This window comes from Mesorhizobium sp. P2_D1, assembly GCF_056404455.1.
On sequence record NZ_JBFUDZ010000009.1, the window covers coordinates 48,011 to 62,454 of the forward strand.

Consider the following 14,444-nt stretch of genomic DNA (forward strand, 5'->3'; position numbering starts at 1 on the left):
GCTCCGGCGTGCCGGCTTCAGTTCCATGGCGCACGCTCACCGAAGACTTCACAGACCGGCCCGTCAGTGCGCCGAACGGAGGATAGACCATGCTTCAGAAAACCAGCCATTTCATGCGGCAGGCCAATCTCATCAACGGCGAATGGGTGCAGGCCGACAGCGGCCAGACGGTCGACGTCAACAACCCGGCCACCGGTCTCAAGATCGGCACTGTGCCGAAGTCGGGCAAAGCCGAGACCCGCCGTGCCATCGAGGCCGCCGAAGCTGCCTTCAAGTCGTGGCGCAAGACGACCGCGCTCGAGCGCTCGAAGCTGCTGCGCAAGCTGCATGACGCGATGATGGACAATCAGGACGTGTTGGCCGAATTGCTCACCATCGAGCAGGGCAAGTCCCTGTTCGAGTCCAAGGGCGAGATCGGCTCGGCCGCTTCCTACATCCTGTGGTTCGCCGAGGAAGGCCGCCGCACCTATGGCGACGTCGTGCCTTCGCCATGGGCGGACCGCCGCATCCTGGTCACCAAGGAACCGGTCGGCGTCATCGCCGCCATCACGCCGTGGAATTTCCCGTCCTCGATGCTTGCCCGCAAGCTTGGCCCGGCGCTTGCCGCCGGCTGCACCGCGGTCGTCAAGCCAGCCTCGCAGACCCCGTACTCGGGTCTGGCCTGGGGCGCGCTCGCCGAGGAAGTCGGTTTCCCCAAGGGCGTCATCAACATCCTGACCGGTTCGGCCAGCGAGATCGGCGACGAGATCTGCGCCAATCCGCTGGTGTCGAAGATCACCTTCACCGGATCGACCGAGGTCGGCAAGCTTCTCATCCAGAAGTCCTCGGTCACCGTCAAGAAGGTGTCGATGGAGCTTGGCGGCAACGCGCCGTTCATCGTCTTCGACGACGCCGATCTCGAGCGTGCCGTTGCCGGCGCGATCACCGCCAAATACCGTAATTCCGGCCAGACCTGCGTCTGCACCAACCGCTTCCTGGTTCAGGCCGGCGTCTATGACAAGTTCGTCGAAAAGCTCGCTGCCGCAAGCAACGGGTTGAAGGTCGGTTCCGGCCTCGAGGACGGCGTGCAGCAGGGACCGCTGATCGACGAAAAGGCTGTCGAGAAGGTCGAGGAGCTGATCGCCGATGCGACTGCCAAGGGCGGCAAGATTGTCGCCGGGGGCAAGCGTCATGCGCTCGGCGGGTCTTTCTTCCAGCCGACGGTCATCGCCAATGCGACGCCCAAGATGCGCTTCATGAAGGAAGAGATCTTTGGCCCGGTCGCACCGGTGTTCAAGTTCGAGACCGAAGAGGAAGCCATCGCGCTCGCCAACGACACCGAATTCGGCCTCGCCTGCTATTTCTACACCGGCGATCTCGGCCGCGCCTTCCGCGTCATGGAAGGTCTGAAATACGGTATGGTCGGCGTCAATGAAGGCCTCATCACCACGCCCGAGGCGCCGTTCGGCGGCGTCAAGGAATCCGGCCTCGGCAAGGAAGGCGGACATCAGGGCATCGAGGACTACCTCGATACCAAATATGTCTGCATCGGTGGCCTCGGCCTCTGATAGACTAGCTCCAAGCGGGCAGGTCTGTGACCTGCCCGCTTGCGTCGAGAAAACCAGCCGAAATTCTCTGAATCAACTGGCTTTTGCGGGCATGGCGAATGAAGGACGGTGAGGTTTTCGGCACGACGCAGGCAGGCGAGCCTGTGCGTCGCTTCGCGATCAGGGGTGGCGGTCTTACCGCCAACATCATCGGGCTCGGCGCAATCATCCAGGATTTGCGCCTCACCGGACACGATGCGCCGCTGGTGCTCGGCTACAACAATTTGGCAGCCTATGAGACCGACACTGCCTTCTTCGGCGCGGTCGTCGGCCGCTACGCCAATCGCATCCGGGACGGCCGCTTCACCATCGCCGGCCAGCGCTACCAGACCGAACGCAACTTCCTCGACAAGCACACGCTGCATGGCGGCTCGCAAGGCTATTTCCACCGGCCGTGGACGGTTTYRCTGCATGGCAGGGATTTCGTCACGCTGACGCTGCATGATCCCGACGGCACGATGGGCTTTCCCGGCGCGCTCGACGTCACCTGCACCTACCGGCTGAAGATCCCCGGCACGCTCAGCGTCGAACTCACCGCGACCTGTGAGGAGCCGACGCTGTGCAACCTCACCCAGCATTCCTATTTCAACCTGGATGACGGTGGCGCCGGCGACATTCTCGACCACAGGATGATGCTGAATGCCGGCGCCTATCTGCCCGTCGATGGCGACATGATCCCGACCGGCGTGGTCAAGCCGGTTGACGGGACGCCCTTCGATTTCCGCCAGGCGCGGCCGCTACGCATGGAGACTGAGGGCGAACAGCTGCCCTATGACCAGAATTTCTGCCTCGCTCCAACGCGCGGGCCGCTCAAACAGGCAGCTTGGACGCAAGGGGCGAGTTCCGGTGTCGAGATGGAGGTGTGGACCACGGAGCCCGGCGTCCAGCTCTACACCGGCCAGTATGTGACGCCGCGCAAGGGGTTGGAAGGGCGAGACTACAAGGCCTTCTGCGGCTTCTGCCTGGAGCCGCAGGTCTGGCCGGATGCGCCGAACCGCCCGTATTTCCCGCAGGCAACGCTGTGGCCGGGCGCGATCTACCATCACGTCACCGAATACCGTTTCCGGCTGCCCTAAGGTCTGTTGATATTCAGGTCAGGCCGGCCTGCAAATGGCTGATACCTGTGGTTCCGGTGCTCACGTACCCAAACGTACGCTCCGCTCCGGTTTTCGGAACCCGTTATTTTCGACTCGGCCTGACCTGAATCTCAACGGACCCTAGCCGTCGAAAGCGGTTCGTAGAACCTCGAACGGGGCCAAGGCGCCGCGCACCTGTACTACGGCTGCGGCGACGCGGTGTGCGCGCAATACGGCATCCACCGGGGCGTGACCGGCGAGGCGTGCGGCGAGATACGCCCCATTGAAGGAATCGCCCGCGCCGGTTGTGTCGACGGGTGCGGCGACATGGATGGCCGGCACGTCGTGCGATGTTCCGTTGTCGGCAATCAGTGCTGGCGCCTCGCCGTTCTTGACGACGACCTCGCTGACCAGTTGCCCAAGCCGGGCGGCGGTCGCTTGCGGCGTTGCATCGCCGAACAGCATCTGCTCGTCGGGAAAGGTCGGCAAGGCGATGTCGGTGACGGCAAGCGCTTCGGCGATCGCTGCCTGCGCATCCTCGTGCCGGCGCCAGAGCCGCGGCCTGTAGTTGGGGTCGAACGCGACAGTCGAGCCTGCCGCCCGCGCCCTGGCCACGGCCGCCAGCAGCGTAGCCCGCGCGGCATCGTCCAGAATTGCCAAAGTAATTCCGCTGAAGTAGACAAGCACCTGATTTTCCAGGTTTTTCGACAATGCCGCATGATCGGAGGCGAGCTGCCGGGCGGCGGCGTCGCCACGCCAGTAAGTGAAGGAGCGCTCGGCGCCGGTCAGCGTGATCGCGTAGAGACCGGGCCGCGCCCCGGCTATGACCGGGCTGGAACCGATGCCGATGCCGTTTTCAGCGAAGAAAGCGATCTGGCCTTGTGAGAAGGGATCGTCACCAAAGGCTGAGACATAGGTTGCTGGCCGCTCAGTGCTCAACGCATGCAGCGCCCACAGCGTGTTGAATGTGTCGCCGGCAAAACCCATGCGCCAGTTCGGGCCGGTCTGGCCCGAGAGTTCGAGCATGCATTCGCCGATCGAGGCGACGCCGTTTCCCGCCATCTACAATCCTCCAGTGATCCCGGTGCTGTAGCTTTTTGCCACGGGCAGCGCCATGCTTGGCAAGCAGGCTTTTTTCCGCCACAGCGTTTTCCCACAGGCTGGCGGGATGCGATCCGTCCGGCAAAACGTTGTCTGCAGAAGAGGAACCGGTTTGGCATCGTTATGGCGTTATCTTCTGGCGGGTCTTGGTCTGGCTGCCTTGCTGGTCGGCATTCTCGCGGTCGTCTATCTGACGGCGCCGCGATCGTCGCAGCCTGCCGGCCCGGATGTCTCGCGGACGAAGAACACCGACAACGGTCTTTTCGTGGCAAGTTTTTTGCCGGAGCGGGGCGTCGTGCGGCAAGGCGAACTGGAATCCTGGCTGCTGACCCTGAAGACAAAGGCCGGCGCGCCGGTGGAGGGGGCCGCGATCGCGATTTCTGGCGGCATGCCGCAGCACAATCACGGCCTGCCGACCAGCCCGCAGGCGACCGACTATCTCGGCGACGGGCGCTATCGGATCGAAGGGGTGAAATTCACGATGAGTGGCTGGTGGCAACTGCACTTCGCCATCTCGGCCACGGCCGGCTCGGACACGGTGCTGTTCAACGTGGTGCTGTGAGCGACCGATGAGGCACTTTCCGCGTTTTCTGGCGCTGTTGGCGGCCATCGTCCTCGTCGGTTGCGGCAAGCCGGATTTCTCCGACGCCGAGAAGAAGACCGTCGCCTCGCTGGCACTGTCAACGCTGCCGTCCCTGAAGCCCGACACCACCAACCGCTTTGCCGATGTGCCGGCGGCCGCCGCACTCGGCTCGACGCTGTTCTTCGATCAGGGGATGAGCCGCGACGGCACGGTGTCCTGCTCGACCTGCCATAAGATCGACCGCCAGTTCCAGGACGACCTGCCGCAAGCGGTCGGCGTCGGCCACACCAACCGGCGCACCATGCCGCTGGCGGGCGTGGCGCGCGATCCCTGGTTCTTCTGGGATGGCCGCCGCGACAGCCTGTGGGCGCAGGCGCTGACGCCGCTCGAAAATCCGCTGGAGCAGGCGGGAAACCGTACCGCCTATGCGCATTACATGAAGACGCGATTCGGCGAACGCTATGAGCGCATCTTTGGACCGCTGCCCGATTTTTCCGGCATGCCGTTGAATGCAAGCCCACTCGGAACCGATGCCGAGAAGGCCGCCTGGAACGCGATGAGCGGCGCGCAGCGCGATGCCATCAACGGCGTCTATGCCAATATCGGCAAGGCTATCGCCGCGTTCGAACGGTCGATCGAGCCGGCGCCGACGCGCTTCGATCGCTTTGCGCTGGATCTCGCCACCGGCGCCGAGGCGAAAGGCGATGCCGCCTTTTCCCAGGAGGAAATCCTCGGGCTGAAACTGTTCATCGGCAAGGCCAATTGCGTGACATGTCACAATGGGCCGCGCTTCACCGACAACAGTTTTCACAACACCGGCGTGCCACCTGTCGCGGATCTGCCGCCCGACCGCGGCCGCATCGATGCGGTACGCCAAGTCGAGGCCGACCCGTTCAACTGCCTGGGCGCCTACCGTGATGGCGACGCCAGTGCCTGCGGCGAACTGCGCTTCATGGTCAAGGATGGGCCGCAGCTGATCCGGGCCTACAAGACGCCGTCGCTGCGCGGTGCCGCCACGCGTCCACCCTATATGCATGCCGGGCAGTTTTCGTCGCTCGACGAGGTGATCGCGCACTACGCAAAGGCTGCGCCCAGCGTTGAAGGGACATCCGAAATCCATCCGCTGGAACTGTCGGATCGCGAACGTGCGGCGCTGGTGGCCTTCCTGAAGACGCTGGCCGAGTGATCTACCTATCCTTGACCGTCTCCATCGCCACGAAGGTCGAGGTCTGGGCGACATGGGGCAGGGCCGAGATGCGTTCGCCAAGCACGCGGCGATAAGCAGCGATGTCCCTGGTGCGGACCTTCAGCAGATAGTCAAAGCTCGACGCCATCATGTGGCACTGCTCGATCTCCGGTACCGCCTGCACGGACCGGTTGAAGGCATCGAGTGCTGCGGATCGGGTATCGGACAGTTTCACCTGGACGAAGGCGACATGACCTTCGCCCATGCGCTCGCGGTCAATGATCGCCTGGTAGCCCCTGATGTAGCCGTCCTTCTCCAGCCGCTTGACCCGCGCCTGCACCGGTGTCTTCGACAAGCCGACCTTTGCCGCCAGTTCGGACATCGAAAGCCGGCCATCACTTGCCAGCGCTGACAGGATATTCCGGTCGATGCGGTCCAATTGGTCTTCTGTCATCGAAAACACAGTCCATATGCCAAATCTAGACCGTAATGTTAGACCGAATGACCTAAAATGTCGATTTCTTCGGACCGACTGAAATTCGCACTTGTGCTAGCTTGCGCCATTCGGTCCGGTGACCGCCGGCCCGATCCCCTTTGCTCGATCCACGGGACCGCCATGCCGCTAGATACCATCCGCCAGCAGATCCGCGCCAACTATCTGCCCGACGAAGACGAGGCGGTGCAGCGACTTGCCGAGGCCACGGGGCTTTCCGCGAAAGACCGCAAGGCGATCTCGGCCCGCGCCGCCGATCTGGTGCGGGCGGTGCGCGGCTCGTCGGACCCCCGGCTGATGGAAGTCTTCCTTTCCGCCTACGGCCTTTCCACCAAGGAAGGCGTGGCGCTGATGTGCCTGGCCGAAGCGCTGCTGCGCGTGCCCGACACCGAGACGATGGACGATCTCATCGCCGACAAGATCGCGCCGCACGACTGGTCGGCGCATTCGGGCGGTTCGAGCTCCATCTTCGTCAACGCCTCGACCTGGGCGCTGATGCTGACCGGCCGCGTCCTCGATGAAGGCGAGGGCGGCATCGAAGGCACACTGCGCTCCATGGTGCGCCGGCTGGGCGAGCCGGTCATCCGCAAGGCGGTGGCGGCAGCCATGCGCGAGATGGGTGAGCAGTTCGTGCTCGGCCGCACCATCACCGAGGCCGTCAAGCGCGGCCGGCCGATGACGCAGAAGGGCTATCTCTATTCCTTCGACATGCTGGGCGAAGCCGCACGCACCGAGGCCGACGCGTTGCGTTATCATAAGGCCTATGCAGACGCGATTTCCTCGCTCGATTCCGGTTCCAACGGCCCGGACATCCGCCAGAATCACGGCATCTCGGTCAAGCTCTCGGCGCTGCATCCGCGCTACGAGGTGGCGCAGAAGGACGAGATGCTGCCTGTCATGGCCGAGCGGCTGTTGTCGCTGGCGCTGGCCGCGCGGCATTCGCGCATGGGTCTCAACATCGATGCCGAGGAGGCCGATCGCCTCGATCTGTCGCTCGACGTCATCGACCGGGTGCTGGCCGAGCCGGAGCTTGCCGGCTGGAACGGCTTTGGCGTCGTCGTCCAGGCCTATGGCCCGCGTGCCGCCTTTGCCATCGACTGGCTCTACGCGCTGGCGAAGAAATACGACCGCACCATCATGGTGCGGCTGGTCAAGGGCGCCTATTGGGACACCGAGATCAAGCGGGCGCAGACGCTCGGGCTTACCGGTTATCCCGTCTTCACCCGCAAGGCCAACACCGACGTTTCCTACATGGCTTGTGCCAAAAAGCTGCTGTCGATGACCGACCGCATCTATCCGCAATTCGCCACCCACAACGCCCACACCGTCGCCGCCATTTTGTCGATGGCCGGGGACCGCGATTCCTTCGAGTTCCAGCGTCTGCACGGCATGGGCGAGGCCCTGCACGAGACGGTGCGCAAGGCCGAAGGCACGCGCTGCCGCATTTATGCGCCGGTCGGCGCGCATTCCGATCTGCTTGCCTATCTGGTTCGGCGGCTGCTGGAGAACGGCGCCAATTCCTCCTTCGTGCATCAGCTAACTGACGAGGAGGTCGAGCCCGAGGACATCGCCCGCGATCCGCTCGAAACGGTCGAGAGCCAGGGCCCCGCCGCCAATCCGGCGATTGCCCGCCCTTCCCAGATATTCGGCGCTGGTCGCCGCAATTCGAAGGGTTTTGATATCACCGACACGGTGACGCTGGCGGCGATCGACAAGGCCAAGGCTGCGTTCGCCGGCCCCGATCGCTGGCATGCCAAGCCGATCACGCGGGCCGCCGGTTATGGCAAGCAACGGCCGATCGTCAATCCGGCCAAACCCGCGGAAGTCGTCGGCACGGTCAGCGAAGCCGCCGCCAAGCAGGTGGCGACCGCCGTGCGCATCGCCGTGGAGGCGCAGCCAGCCTGGGCAAAGCGTCCTGTGGCCGACCGCGCCGCCATCCTCAATCGCGCCGCCGATCTCTATGAGGCCAACGCCGTCGAGTTCTTCGCACTGGCCACCCGGGAAGCCGGCAAATCGCTGGCCGACGGTGTGGCCGAGGTGCGCGAGGCCGTCGACTTCCTGCGCTACTACGCTGCCGAGGCGGCCAACGCCGAACCGGGCACGCAGGCGCGCGGCGCCATCGTCTGCATTTCACCGTGGAATTTCCCGCTCGCCATTTTCACCGGCCAGATCGCGGCGGCACTCGTCACCGGCAATTCGGTGATCGCCAAGCCGGCCGAGCAGACGCCGCTGATCGCCTTCCGTGCCGTCGAAATGCTACGCGAGGCCGGTGTACCGGAAGACGTCATCCAGCTTCTGCCCGGCGACGGGCCCTCGGTCGGCGGCCCGCTGACTGCTGATCCGCGCATCGCCGGTGTCTGCTTCACCGGCTCGACCGAAGTCGCCAAGCTGATCGAAAAGCAACTGGCCGAGACTGCCGCGCCCGACGCCATGCTAATCGCCGAGACCGGCGGCTTGAATGCGATGATCGTCGATTCCACCGCGCTGCCCGAACAAGCGGTGCGCGACATCCTGGCCTCGGCCTTCCAGAGCGCCGGCCAGCGCTGCTCGGCGCTGCGCGTGCTCTATGTGCAGAAGGACGTCGAGAAGAAGATGCTTGAGATGCTGAAAGGCGCCATGGAGGCGCTCAGCATCGGCGATCCCTGGCGGATTTCGACCGATGTCGGCCCGGTCATCGACGACGAGGCGCAGACTTCGATCCGCGATTACTGCACGAAGATGGGCCTGCAGGGCCGGCTGATCGCCAAGCTCGAAGCGCCGAAGGATGGCCGCTTTGTCGCGCCGCATGTCTTCCGGGTCAAAGGCATCGAGGACATGGAGCGCGAGGTGTTCGGGCCAGTGCTGCATGTCGCCACGTTCGACGCCGACGAGATCGACGCGGTCATCGCCGCCATCAACCGCAAGGGCTATGGCCTGACCTTCGGCCTGCACACGCGCATCGAGGGCCGCGTGCAGCATTTCGTCGACGGCATCCACGCCGGCAACATCTACGTCAACCGCAACCAGATTGGCGCCGTCGTCGGTTCGCAACCGTTTGGCGGCGAGGGGCTGTCGGGCACCGGGCCGAAGGCCGGCGGCCCGCACTATCTCCGTCGCTTCCGCAAGGGGCCGGAGGCCGGCACGCACATTGCCGAAGGCCACAAGGTCACGGCGACCGAACTTGCCGACAATCTGCCCGATCCGGCGTTGGGTGGCTGGTCGACGCGGCCCGACCGGATTGCCATCCTGAGGAAGCATCTGCGCGGCAAGGGTGCCGCGGCCATTGGCGCCGCCGCCGGCATCGACTTCGGCCAGGTCGACCTGCCCGGCCCGACCGGCGAGGCCAACACGCTGTCGCTGTCGCCGCGCGGACGAGTTCTGTGCCTCGGTCCCGATCAAGACACGCTGCTTGCCCAGGTGATCCAGGCACTCGCCGCCGGCAATGCGGTGCTGGCCGTTGCACCGGGCGCACCGGCGGCGCTGTCTGCGCTGACCGGCAAGGGCCTGCCGCTGGCCGCCATCGACGGCCGTCCGGATCCGGTCGAAGCGCGCTCGCTGCACGTCGATGTCGTCGCCTTCTCGGGCACTCAGGAGGCCGCGCGCATTGTTCGCAAGGTCATCGCCGACCGCTCAGGGCCGATCGTGCCGCTGGTCAGCGAGGTGCTCAACCCGGCGGCCTATGCGCATGAACGCGCCGTCTGTGTCGACACCACCGCGGCGGGGGGCAATGCCAGCCTGCTGGCCGGCTCCTGAAGGACCGGCTGGTCACACCTCTTCGGGTGCGCAGCCGAACTTCAGCAGATTGCCGTGCGGGTCCCGGATATGGAATTCCTTCATGTTCCACGGCCGCACGGTGAACGGACTGAGTTGCCTGACACCGCGCGCTGAAAATTCGGCATGCAGCGCCGGCACCTCGCCGCCCCTGATATAGCAGGACGAAACTTCGGGGAGTTTGCGGTCGTCGCTCTTCCAGAAATGGATTTCGATGTCGCCCCGGCGCACGATCAGATAGTCGTCCATCTCCGGCTCGACGACACCAAAGCCGAGCTCATCGCGGTAGAAATCGCGCGTTGCCTCGATGTCGGGCGAGGGCAGGATCGGAATGCTGCGCGCAGGATCTTGGGCAGGCGTTGCCATCTCAGGCCCCTTCCACGACGGAAAAACCCTCGAATTGCGGATGGCCGAGATAGTGGACTTTCGTGGTGCCGACATTTCTGTGGGCGGCACGGAAATTCTCGGACTTGGTCCAGGCGACGAAATCATCGTGGCTCGCCCACACCGTGTGCGAGGCAAACAGCGTGTAGCCTTCAGTCTCGTTGACCGGGCCACGCAGCAGATGGAACTCCCGGAAACCTTTCATCTGGGCAAGGCTTGAATCGCGGTTCTTCCAGACGGCTTCGAAATCGGCTTCCGAGCCGGTCTGCACCTTGAAGCGGTTCATGGCGATGTACATGGAGGTTCCTTTCATTCGGGTGTTGATGGTTGACGCCGCGACAGTTTCAAAATGGGCCGATTTCGGCCTCGAACGCCAAACTCTTGCTCACGGCCTGTGGTGGAATTGGAGGAAAAGGAGCTGCCTTGCGCACGATGCCGAGCGCGACCTTGTCGAAATTCGGCGATCCAGAGCTTTGCACAATGCGCAGGTCATCAATGCCGCCGCGGCTGCCGATGATGAATGTCACAACGGCATTGTTGCGAGCAGCCAACTGTACCGAAGGCGGGACGCCGCGATTGACACGGCTGAGCTTTCGGAAGACGTCGCCGCGGTAATTGTCTTCCGCCGCGCTGCTTGCCTCCTTCTGTTTCTTGCCCTTGCTGGCCGCCTGCGCCAATCGGTCCTGGCCATTCGCCGTGCCACGCTTCTCATCCGCTTGGCTGGTGCTGGGCGGGGCGGCTGCCGGAGTTGGCCTGGCGCTGGGAATCGCTTGCTGCTCCGGGACGACGGCAGGCTCGGCCTGAACGGTCGGCTGTGCAAGGGTTTCAGTCTTTGCAACGATGCTCCTGTCATCGGTGCGCGGGGCTGTCGCCACCAGAATGTCCGGCGTGACGGAAGGCTGTTTGACAGGCGCTGACAAAGGCTCGACCGGCTGTTTGGCGGTTTCTTGAACAGGTTGAGACGGCTCTGTTGGTGTCGTCGGCCTGGCCGCCTTTGAAGGCTCTGATTTGGTCGGCCGTGGATTGGGCACCAGCTTGACATTTACAGCCGCCGGATCCTGGTCCAGTGCGCTGCCGACCACCTTGTCTCCGGACTGATCGCTGCCCTCCGACCGCATGGCATCCTGGGAATCGAATGTCCCCGAGGGCGAAATCAGAAAACCCGCCGCCACCGCCGCATGGAGCAGGCAGGAGACGATGATCGCCGCCGTCCATCTGCGGTTCCAGGCCGATGGCCGCGGCGGCGCAAGCGGCTCGGTTGGCACGATCGCCAGTTCGGCGCCGGGTTCGGGGAGGGGACTGATGTCACGCATGTCGCGGGACGAGACCTGCAGCGACCCGTGCGGACTTGTCAAATCAAGATCGCTTGGTCCAAACGACAAGCCGGCCAGGGGCCGTGCCACCGTGCTTTGCAGGAATGCGGGATGCAGTCCCATCTCAGACGCCGAAGGCGATACCGGTCTTGGTGTCGGTCTTCAGCTTGCGCATGCAGGCGTTCGGATCGACGGCTGTGCCGGCGCATTCCGTCGCGCTGTTGATCAGCACACGGCTGACCTTGGCGCAGTCGGTGCCGGCCAGATCGAAGCGTGTCACCTTGGTCTTGCCCGCAGGCAATTCCTTGAAGTCGAGCACGGTCAGCCGGTCGACGATGCCTGCCTCGTTGAACAGGGCGATCTCGAACGCCGCCTTGGAGAGGTCGGCGCCGAGGTTGTTGCTGACCACGAAGGTCAGGCGGCAGCCCTTGTCGGAGGCTTGCGCGCCGTTGAGTTCGAGGGCCAGCGCGGGAACCGGCGCGGACTGCTCAGGCCATGCCGGAACCATCGCAAGCGACATCGCCAACGTCGAGGTCAGCAGACGAAGGGATGTCCTCAAGCTCGCCATTGCCGTCAGCCTCCAAATCGCATCGTTGCCGCCAGCTTCAGGGTTATGCCCGGTTCGTAGACAGCAACCGTCGTGCTGCCGTTCAACGGGTTGGCGTATTTGACATCGAACAGATTGTCGGCGCGGAAATCGACCTTCAGATTGTCGGTCGCCTGATAGCTGGCGAAGGCGTTGACCAGCGTATAGTTCTTGGCCACTGCATTGCCTTTCGGCTTGCCATTGTACTGCACTTCGCCACCGACGGTCAGCTTGTCCTCGAGGAAGCGCAGGCCGAGTTGAGCCGTGACCTGAGAGGACGGGATGGTGGCAAGGTCTGCCCGGTCGCCTTCATAGGATATGGTGTGACCATTGATGATGGAGGCGGAAAGTCCGGCGTAGCCCCATGCCGCATCGTAAACCCCCTCCATCTCGAAGCCGTCGATCTTGGCCTTGGCAAAATTCTGGTACTGGAAGCAGATCGGGATGCCTTTGCCGAACGGGCAGCCGCTGGTCGGGTCGAACGGCGACAGCGTCACGCCGTCGATATAGTCATCGACATTGTTGTTGAAATAGGCCGCCTTGATGCGAAGCGCGTCGCCGGCCTCCAGGATGTCATTTTGCTTGTAGTTGACGCCGAATTCCGTCGTCTTGCCGGTTTCAGGCCGCAGATTGGGATTGGGCAGGAACGGGAAGGAAACACCGGCCGGATGGTTGCCGCTGATCAGCGTCTCCGTCAGCGAGGGAGAACGGTAGCCTTCCGCATAGGTGCCATAGAATTGCAGGCCGGCAAGGCCAGCGCTTTCGAAGGGCGAGACGCCGACAGTGATGCGCGGCGACACTCTATCGCCGGAAGTTTCGTGGGTATCATCCTTCAAGCTGTAATTGTCGTAACGCAGACCGGCGATGACTTCGAGCCAGTCCCAGGTGAGCTTGTCCTGGACATAGGCGCCGGAAACGTTGCGCTTGCCGGAAGGCGTGTAGAAGCTGTCACCACCGGCCGTGCCGCCGGTCTTGACGTTGTCGCCCGCCCAGTCACCGCCATAGGTCAGTTCGTGCGCGATGCCGGCGGTCTCGAATCTGGACGTGTTCCAGATGTCGATGCTGGTCGTGCCGACATCGAAGGTCGAGGTCGAACCTGTCGGCAGCACCACAGGCAGGCCAGTGACCGGATCGAAGCGTTTTAGCGGGACGAGGCTCGTCAGGTCGAGGTTGGTCTTGTTGTAGGAGGTGTTGATGTGGAGATCGAGCCAGCTCTTGTCTTCGTCGGTGACGTTGTAGCGGGCTGTGAATGTGTTCGACTTCAGGACGACATCATTCACCGGCGCGCCGCCGCTGATCTCGTTCCAGCCATCACTTGAGCCGACCCAGCCGAGCTTCAGCTCGCTGTTGTCGGTCGGCCGCATGGTGGTCTTGAGCATGCCGCTGAGCACGTCGAAGCCAGTGCCCTTGACGGTGTCGCCATCGCCATCCTTGTAGTCGTCATAGTTGCGGTAGACGATGTTGCCGAGCGCATCCCAGTTCTCGTTGAAGCGATAGGCGCCGGATGCGCTGGTGGTCCAGCCCTTGCCACTGCTCTCATAGCGCCCGGTGACGGAACCAGCCCATGTCTCGTTCGGCTTGAGGAAATCCTCGGCATCCTTGGTGTCGAAGAAGACCACGCCGCCGATGGCGCCCGAGCCATAGGTATTGGCGACAGGACCGCGGATCACGTCGACGGATTTGACGAGCTCCGGATCGATATAGAAGGTCGACTGCGTGCCGTGGTCGGAACGTTGGAAATTCTGGCGGGCGCCGTCGACGATAACCGCGACGCGGCCGAAATCCTGCAGGCCGCGGATGTTGATGCTGGTGCTGACGCGCCTGGCGTCGGCCTGCGCCGCGATACCGGGCACACCGAGCAGCATCTCGTTCGGCGTCGTCGCCATGCGGCGGTCGAGCTGTTCCTGGTCGATATGGCTGGCCGAAGCCAGCGATTCGATCGCTGTCTCGCCGGTGCGGCTCAGCACCAGGATCTTGTCGAGCAGTGTTGAGCCCGCCGGGGCGGGCTTTGCCTCCTCAGCCTTCGGTGATTGCGCCGCTTGCTGGGCGCTGGCCGGTGGCGCCAGCAAAGCGACTGCCGCGACGCTTGCCAGCAAGGCCGTCATCGCTCTTGCCGTGGATCGCCCGCCAAGACCCTCATCAGACGGGCCAGTGTCAAACCGGCCACGCCATTCCCAATTCATCAACCCCATGCCCCAACTCCAAAGTCCAGGTTCGTTGCTGGCTGGCCTGGGGCTCGCTGGCGTTTTTGATCGTGTCCGGCGTCTTAAATGTTGACTCATTTACTCCGGTATTGCACTGACTAGTAAACATGATTATTCGAGTCAAGAAATGAATCGGCGTTTATGCAGGCCTAGCCAGGCTCCCGGCACAGGAAAGGGATCGA

General features: G+C 63.6%; 12 protein-coding genes. 5 read left to right on the top strand and 7 right to left on the bottom strand.

Features of this window, described 5'->3' with window-relative positions:
• The first annotated feature begins 89 nt into the window (after window positions 1-89).
• Both AC1D0I_RS09655 and AC1D0I_RS09660 read left to right on the top strand, forming a co-directional pair.
• A complete protein-coding gene (locus AC1D0I_RS09655; protein WP_095087470.1) occupies window positions 90-1,547 on the top strand; it encodes an NAD-dependent succinate-semialdehyde dehydrogenase in 1,458 nt (485 codons plus the stop codon).
• A 98-nt stretch (window positions 1,548-1,645) separates the two neighbouring features.
• Entirely contained in the window at window positions 1,646-2,662 is a 1,017-nt protein-coding gene (locus AC1D0I_RS09660; RefSeq protein WP_477394681.1) for an aldose epimerase family protein, read from the top strand.
• Between the two features lie 141 nt (window positions 2,663-2,803).
• Here the strand turns inward: AC1D0I_RS09660 and AC1D0I_RS09665 are convergent, their stop codons facing one another.
• Window positions 2,804-3,724 carry a sugar kinase gene (locus AC1D0I_RS09665; RefSeq protein WP_477394683.1) on the bottom strand — a complete coding sequence of 307 codons (921 nt, stop codon included), beginning with the start codon at window positions 3,722-3,724 and terminating at the stop codon, window positions 2,804-2,806.
• 151 nt (window positions 3,725-3,875) lie between these two features.
• Here AC1D0I_RS09665 and AC1D0I_RS09670 point away from each other — a divergent pair, with 151 nt between their 5' ends.
• Together AC1D0I_RS09670 and AC1D0I_RS09675 are read left to right on the top strand one after the other, a co-directional pair.
• A complete protein-coding gene (locus AC1D0I_RS09670; protein ID WP_095088046.1) occupies window positions 3,876-4,325 on the top strand; it encodes a FixH family protein in 450 nt (149 codons plus the stop codon).
• 7 nt (window positions 4,326-4,332) lie between these two features.
• A complete protein-coding gene (locus tag AC1D0I_RS09675; protein ID WP_477394685.1) occupies window positions 4,333-5,532 on the top strand; it encodes a cytochrome-c peroxidase in 1,200 nt (399 codons plus the stop codon).
• Between the two features lies 1 nt (window position 5,533).
• Here AC1D0I_RS09675 and AC1D0I_RS09680 read toward each other — a convergent pair whose 3' ends face one another.
• On the bottom strand, window positions 5,534-5,986 hold the full coding sequence (locus AC1D0I_RS09680) for an Lrp/AsnC family transcriptional regulator (protein ID WP_027029407.1): 453 nt from the start codon (window positions 5,984-5,986) through the stop codon (window positions 5,534-5,536).
• A gap of 162 nt (window positions 5,987-6,148) precedes the next feature.
• Here AC1D0I_RS09680 and putA point away from each other — a divergent pair, with 162 nt between their 5' ends.
• Window positions 6,149-9,757, top strand: coding sequence for a bifunctional proline dehydrogenase/L-glutamate gamma-semialdehyde dehydrogenase PutA (gene putA / locus AC1D0I_RS09685; RefSeq protein ID WP_477394687.1), 3,609 nt, complete (start codon window positions 6,149-6,151; stop codon window positions 9,755-9,757).
• Between the two features lie 12 nt (window positions 9,758-9,769).
• On the opposite strand, the gene AC1D0I_RS09690 is transcribed toward putA, so the two are convergent.
• From AC1D0I_RS09690 to AC1D0I_RS09710, 5 genes are read right to left on the bottom strand one after another with little or no spacing between them, the layout of a single operon-like run.
• Window positions 9,770-10,141, bottom strand: coding sequence for a bleomycin resistance protein (locus tag AC1D0I_RS09690; protein WP_457150913.1), 372 nt, complete (start codon window positions 10,139-10,141; stop codon window positions 9,770-9,772).
• A 1-nt stretch (window position 10,142) separates the two neighbouring features.
• Entirely contained in the window at window positions 10,143-10,457 is a 315-nt protein-coding gene (gene hmuQ / locus AC1D0I_RS09695; protein WP_457150912.1) for a heme-degrading protein HmuQ, read from the bottom strand.
• A 46-nt stretch (window positions 10,458-10,503) separates the two neighbouring features.
• On the bottom strand, window positions 10,504-11,595 hold the full coding sequence (locus tag AC1D0I_RS09700; RefSeq protein ID WP_477394689.1) for an energy transducer TonB family protein: 1,092 nt from the start codon (window positions 11,593-11,595) through the stop codon (window positions 10,504-10,506).
• A gap of 1 nt (window position 11,596) precedes the next feature.
• Window positions 11,597-12,040 (bottom strand): hypothetical protein, encoded by a 444-nt coding sequence (locus tag AC1D0I_RS09705; protein ID WP_457150910.1) that lies wholly within the window; start codon window positions 12,038-12,040, stop codon window positions 11,597-11,599.
• Window positions 12,041-12,045: 5 nt separating this feature from the next.
• Window positions 12,046-14,250: a TonB-dependent hemoglobin/transferrin/lactoferrin family receptor gene (locus tag AC1D0I_RS09710; protein ID WP_477394691.1), complete on the bottom strand. Its 2,205-nt coding sequence runs from the start codon at window positions 14,248-14,250 to the stop codon at window positions 12,046-12,048.
• Between the last annotated feature and the right edge of the window lie 194 nt (window positions 14,251-14,444).

Excerpts from the sequence above, each read along its gene's own strand:
- AC1D0I_RS09655 (WP_095087470.1), top strand. The coding sequence starts at position 90 with ATGCTTCAGAAAACCAGCCATTTCATGCGGCAGGCCAATCTCATCAAC.
- AC1D0I_RS09665 (WP_477394683.1), bottom strand. The coding sequence starts at position 3,724 with ATGGCGGGAAACGGCGTCGCCTCGATCGGCGAATGCATGCTCGAACTC.
- AC1D0I_RS09675 (WP_477394685.1), top strand. The coding sequence starts at position 4,333 with ATGAGGCACTTTCCGCGTTTTCTGGCGCTGTTGGCGGCCATCGTCCTC.
- AC1D0I_RS09680 (WP_027029407.1), bottom strand. The coding sequence starts at position 5,986 with ATGACAGAAGACCAATTGGACCGCATCGACCGGAATATCCTGTCAGCG.
- putA (WP_477394687.1), top strand. The coding sequence starts at position 6,149 with ATGCCGCTAGATACCATCCGCCAGCAGATCCGCGCCAACTATCTGCCC.
- AC1D0I_RS09690 (WP_457150913.1), bottom strand. The coding sequence starts at position 10,141 with ATGGCAACGCCTGCCCAAGATCCTGCGCGCAGCATTCCGATCCTGCCC.
- hmuQ (WP_457150912.1), bottom strand. The coding sequence starts at position 10,457 with ATGTACATCGCCATGAACCGCTTCAAGGTGCAGACCGGCTCGGAAGCC.
- AC1D0I_RS09700 (WP_477394689.1), bottom strand. The coding sequence starts at position 11,595 with ATGGGACTGCATCCCGCATTCCTGCAAAGCACGGTGGCACGGCCCCTG.
- AC1D0I_RS09705 (WP_457150910.1), bottom strand. The coding sequence starts at position 12,040 with ATGGCGAGCTTGAGGACATCCCTTCGTCTGCTGACCTCGACGTTGGCG.
- AC1D0I_RS09710 (WP_477394691.1), bottom strand. The coding sequence starts at position 14,250 with ATGGGGTTGATGAATTGGGAATGGCGTGGCCGGTTTGACACTGGCCCG.